Source organism: Nocardia sp. CC201C (assembly GCF_030010695.1).
In the GTDB taxonomy this organism is placed as follows: domain Bacteria; phylum Actinomycetota; class Actinomycetes; order Mycobacteriales; family Mycobacteriaceae; genus Nocardia; species Nocardia otitidiscaviarum.
The window spans coordinates 1-5,099 of record NZ_JASCXP010000487.1 but is presented as its reverse complement, the minus strand read 5'-3'; the positions used below and the strand labels follow the sequence as shown (position 1 = coordinate 5,099).

Here is a 5,099-nt window from a genome sequence, read left to right as displayed (position 1 = left end):
CGTGATCGTCCACGCCCAGTAGAAGACCGTCCAATCGCCCTGCCAGCCCCAGCTGCGATTCTCCAGCAGATCGGCGTAGGTGTCGTTCCAGAAGGCGAGCGGGATGATCTCGCTGAGGTAGGTGCCGAAGGTTTGAAAGATGCCGCGGGCCAGGAACAGCGTCGAACCGGCCAGGAAGACGAAGATCATCAGGCCGATGGCCATGCCGATGTTCAGATTGGACAGCCGCTTCACGCCCTTGTCCATCCCCGCGACGATCGAGGCGGTGGCGATGAGGGTCACGACCACGATAATGATGACCTGCTGCGTCTTGCCGATGGGTATGGAATCGCTGAGGTAGTTCAGACCGCTGTTGATCTGCAGGGTGCCCAGGCCGATCGAAGTGGCCACGCCGAACAGCGTGCCGATCACCGCGATGATGTCGATGGCCTTGCCGATCGGCCCGTAGATGCGGTCCCCGATGAGCGGATGGAAGGCCGAACTCATGCGCATGGGCAGCCCGCGCCGATAGATGAAATAGGCGAACGCGAGCGCCGGCAGGCAGAAGATGGCCCAGGTGTGCAGTCCCAGGTGGTACAGCGCGAATGCCATGGCATCGTCGGCGGCCTCGACCGATTTCGGTTCCACCCCTTCGCGCGGTGGATCGCCGAAGTGTGAAATCGGCTCGGCCACGCCCCAGAACATGAGTACGGTGCCGATACCGGCGGCGAACAGCATGGCGAACCAGGACAGGTTGCTGTATTCGGGTTTCGAATCCTGCGCTCCGAGGCGGACATTGCCGTACTTGCTCAGCGCGATCCAGATCAGGAACACCAGCATGGCCGTGACGCTGAAAATGAAGAACCAGCTCAGATTGGTGACGACCCAGTCCTTGGCGGCGGTCGCGCCCCGGTCCAGCTGATCGGTGAACAGGATGGCGAAGATCACGAACCCGATGACGACCCCCGCCGAGACGAAGAAGATCGCGGGGTCGGTCCACAGTCCGAACCGGGTGTACATGCGACGCTGGTGCGGTGGGGTCTCCTTGTTGGTACTCACGACGATCGACCTTCCAGCCGGAGGCGGGGTACAGCCGAGTATGTGCCAATCGGGCTGAACCCCACGTCGAGCCCACCGACGTCGTTGTGATCCCGTAACCCGGTCGGGACTGGCGCGTTTCCCGCACCGGATCGGACACACTTCCCCACGCGAGGCCGGTGGCGGTGGCAGCATGGCCGCCATGCTGTCCATTCAGGAGATGTCGGACCGGTTGGAAATCCAGGACCTCATGGTCCACTACTCGCACGCCGTGGACACCCGCGACTGGGATCGGCTCGACGAGATTTTCACCGCCGACGCCTTCATCGACTACACGGCCATGGGCGGGCCCGCCGGTGATCTGGCGGCGACCAAGAAGTTCCTCGCCGACGTGATGCCGAATTTCCTTGCCTTCCAACACCTCATCAGCAATTCATCCATCATTGTGGACGGTGATGTGGCGACCGCCCGCACCATGTGCCACAACCCGATGACAGTGGCCGGTGCGGACGGTCGCGAGCAGTTGATGCTGTGCGGGCTGTGGTATCTGGATACCTTCGTCCGGGTCGACGGCCGCTGGAGGATTCAGCGGCGCGTCGAGGAGAAGGGCTACATGTTCGTGGCCGCGCCCGCCTAGCGTCCGCTGGAGAGCAGCTGGTCGAAGAAGGAGCGGTACCCGCGCAGCGCCTGACGCAGTTCCTCGGTATCCCCGGAATCGTCTCGGGACCAGCGGGTTTCGAGGTTCTTGCGGCGGTCGGCGTAGGCGTCGGCCAGCCGCTGGATGGTGCCGCCCACCAGTTCGTCGGCCTGATGCACCGCATCACGCGGATCATCGACGAACATGCCCTGCACCTCACGCCAGCGGATGCGCAGCCGCTCCAGTTCACCGTCGGCGATCAACGGTTCCCCGGCGCTCTCGGTCCGGAGCGGGGCGCGCTGCGCCGAATCGTCCACGGAGGCCCGGGAGTTCGATTCGTCCCCGGGGGCCTGGGTTTCCACCCGCGCGCCGGAGTCGGCGGCGTGCTGCGGTTCGCGGGGTTCGCCCGCCGTGTCACGCTGGTCCTCCCCCGCGGCGTAGGCGGCGCGATCGTCCACCGGCATCCCGGCGTGGCCCACGGGCTGCCGGTCGGGGGCGGGTTCGGCGGTGCCGGTGTGCGCGACGAGCCGCTCGTCGTCGGGGGGTGTTTCCTGCGCGGTCGCTTCATTCTTCTTGTTGCGATCGGATCCGATTCTCATGGCTGCCTCACTGGTTGTGCGCGGCGTCGGTGCCGTGTCCGGCCCCGACGAGCAGGTCCTGGAACAGTTCGCGGTAGTGCACGATGGCGGTGCGCATGTCCTCGGTGGACGCGCGTCCGTCGGCGGCGCGGTCGGCGATGTCGTGTGCCGTGCGGTAGTTGTCCAGGGGCCGTGCGTGTTCCACCGACAGGTCGGCGACCCGCTGCCGGTAGTCCTCGGTCGGATAGCCGCGGTCGGCCATGAGCGCGACGACGAGCCGGTCGGCCGCGCCCAGCGCCTGCGGTGGATCGTCGATGAACCGCTCCTGCACCCGCGCCCATTCCATCTCGTAGCGGCGCTGCTCCTGATCGCTCAGGTCCCGCAATTCCAATTCGGCGTGCCGTTGTTCCCGCTGCGCCAGTTCACGTTCGGCGGCCTTGCGGTCCTCGGCCTCCTGAACCGTCCGGTCGTATTCCGGACCGAATTTGCTGCGTAGTCGCCGTCTGCGCCACATCGGCCGTAGCGCCAGCATCGCCAGCGCCAGCACCACGAGGACGACGGCCACGATCACCACGGTAAGGACTTCACCCGACACCAGAACCTCCTTGTCGAGCCGGTTGTTCTGGTGAGGTAATGCCTCGTCGGCGGCGGGTCAAACGCGGGCGGGCGGGACGGTGCGCGCGAAGCCGCCTCGGCCGTTGCGCCCCAGTGTGTTCCGGGTCCCTCTAGTGTCCGTGCGCGCTGGAACCCGGCGGCGCGGGCGGTGGGGTCGGGCGCTGGCCCGGTGCCAGCACCAGGAATTGGCCCATCATGCCCTGGTCCTCGTGCATGAGCAGGTGACAGTGGTACATGTACGGGTAGGTCGGATCGGCGTAGTCGGTGAAGCGCATGGCGAGGGTGTAGGTCGAGCCGGGCCGGGTGTACACGGTGTCCTTCCAGCCGGCCAGTTCCGGTGGCGGCGTCCGGCCGTCGATGTCCAGCACCTGGAATCGGGTGTCGTGGACGTGGAAGTTGTGCGGCCAGTCGTCGACATTGCGCACCGTCCACACCTGGGTGCTGTCCAGCGGCACGGTCAGATCGATGCGGTTCATGTCCATGCGCTGCCGGTTGATCATGAACCATTGCAGGTCGAAATGCCGGTCCGCGGGTGTGCCGGGCGGCACCAGGGCGGCCATGGGTGCCAGTTCGGCGGGCAGCGGCGGCGCGGGCAGCAGGCGGGCGACGGGACGCAGCCACAGGATGTCGAAGGAATCCTCGAATCCGAAGCGCGCCCCGTCGGTGAGGTCGCCGCGCTCGGTCACCGGCAGCGACCGCAGCAGGGCGGCGCGCCCGTCGGCGAAGTCCACCACGATCTCGGCGCGCTCCCCCGGGCTCAGATGCAGGCGGCGCAGCGCCACCGGGGCGGGCAGCAGTCCGCCGTCGGTACCGACCAGGTGGAATTCGCGATCGTCGGCGAAGGCCAGGTGATAGATCCGGCCGGAGGAGCCGTTGAGCACCCGCAGCCGCACCCGCCGGGTGCGGACCGTGAACTCCGCGTCCACGGCCCCATTGGTGACGATGGTGTCGCCGAGCAGCCCGATATCACCGGTGTCGCGTTCGTCGAAGGACCCGTCGGCGGTGAACCGGCGGTCCTGGACGATGAGCGGGATGTCGTCCACGCCGTAGTCGTGCGGCAGGGCGCGCGCCGCCGGGGTGTCGTCGTCCACCAGGAACATGCCCGCCAGCCCGCGGTGCACGTGTTTCTCGGTGGCACCGTGCGGATGCGGATGGTACCAGAGGGTGGCGGCGGGTTGATCGACGGTCCACGACGGTTCCCAGGTGCCGCCGGGTGCGATCGTCTGATGCGGCCCGCCGTCGCAGCGGGCGGGCACGTGCGCACCGTGCCAGTGCACGGTGGTCGGCTCCGGCAGCCCGTTGCGCACCGTGAACGCCACCGTCTCACCGCGCCGCACCCGAATGGTCGGCCCGAGCATCGGACCGTTGAAACCCCAGGTGGGAGTCAGTGTTCCGGCGATGATCTCGGACCGGCCCGCTCGCGTCTCCAGTCGGAACCGGCGCACCCCGTCCACGGTCTCGGCGGCGGCCAGCGGCGGTATGGGCAGGGCCCGGCCGGGCGGCCGCGACGGCCCGGAGCCGCCGCAGGCGCTCAGTGCCAGCGGTGTCGCGGCCAGCCCGGCGAGGAATCCTCGTCTCGTCAGCAATGCAATCCCTTTCGACCGTCCCAGCATCGATTGCCACGAGTTCGCGCGAATCCGCCCTCCGGGCAGGGAAAAGGCCGCGAGGTTCCTCCGACTGGGCCTTGTGTCGGCGTTCTTTCTTTGCTAAGGGCGGTGCTGACCGGTTGCGGAGGCGACGCTCATCTGGCTTACGGTGAACGGGTGATCGACATGCGCGAGTGGCCCGGACTGTCCGCGGCCGTGCGGCTGCTGCCGCTTGCGGTGGTGCCGCTGCTGTTGCTGGCGAGTACCTTCCCCGGTGAATTCCGGGTGCCGCCGCACTACTGGCTGCTGGCCATGGCGGCGGCGGTGGTGTTCGCGCTCGGTGAGCGGTGGCCGCTGGCGGCCTCGATCATCCTGTCCGCCTTGGCGATTCCGATGTTTCTCACCACCGCGTGGGGGCTGTCGAGTTGGGTGCCCTTTCTGGGTGCGCTGGCGGTGGTCGATGTGGTGCGGCGCACCGACCGGTCGGTGGAGACGATGGTCGCGGTCGGCGGCTGGTCGGTGGCCGTGCTCGTCGGACTGGCGGTCGACCACGCGCCCTTCTGGCGGATGGCCAGCGCGGTGGCCGCCGGGGCGTATATCGGCCTGCCGTTGCTGTCCGGCCTGTACCTGCGCGGGCAGCGTCAGTTGGCCGACTCGCTGCGCGCC

At 67.8% G+C, this 5,099-nt stretch carries 5 protein-coding genes and 1 pseudogene; 2 read left to right on the top strand and 4 right to left on the bottom strand.

The features are described from left to right. Positions 1-1,038: BCCT family transporter (locus QK444_RS32400; RefSeq protein ID WP_282785866.1), on the bottom strand; the 1,038-nt coding region annotated here is incomplete at its 3' end. Positions 1,039-1,219: 181 nt separating this feature from the next. Here QK444_RS32400 and QK444_RS32395 point away from each other — a divergent pair. Further along, positions 1,220-1,654 (top strand): nuclear transport factor 2 family protein, encoded by a 435-nt coding sequence (locus QK444_RS32395; protein WP_282785868.1) that lies wholly within the window; start codon positions 1,220-1,222, stop codon positions 1,652-1,654. On the opposite strand, the gene QK444_RS32390 is transcribed toward QK444_RS32395, so the two are convergent. The 3 genes from QK444_RS32390 to QK444_RS32380 form a co-directional block, all read right to left on the bottom strand. Next, on the bottom strand, positions 1,651-2,253 hold the full coding sequence (locus QK444_RS32390; protein WP_282785865.1) for a hypothetical protein: 603 nt from the start codon (positions 2,251-2,253) through the stop codon (positions 1,651-1,653). The genes QK444_RS32395 and QK444_RS32390 overlap by 4 nt on opposite strands. Positions 2,254-2,260: 7 nt before the next feature. Continuing rightward, the gene (locus QK444_RS32385) at positions 2,261-2,827 is read right to left on the bottom strand and encodes a hypothetical protein (protein WP_282785864.1); all 567 of its coding nucleotides are present in this window, start codon (positions 2,825-2,827) and stop codon (positions 2,261-2,263) included. Positions 2,828-2,957: 130 nt separating this feature from the next. Further along, positions 2,958-4,439: a multicopper oxidase domain-containing protein gene (locus tag QK444_RS32380; protein WP_282785867.1), complete on the bottom strand. Its 1,482-nt coding sequence runs from the start codon at positions 4,437-4,439 to the stop codon at positions 2,958-2,960. Between the two features lie 180 nt (positions 4,440-4,619). Here QK444_RS32380 and QK444_RS32375 point away from each other — a divergent pair. Beyond that, a pseudogene (locus QK444_RS32375) lies at positions 4,620-5,099 on the top strand (two-component sensor histidine kinase); the annotation flags it as partial.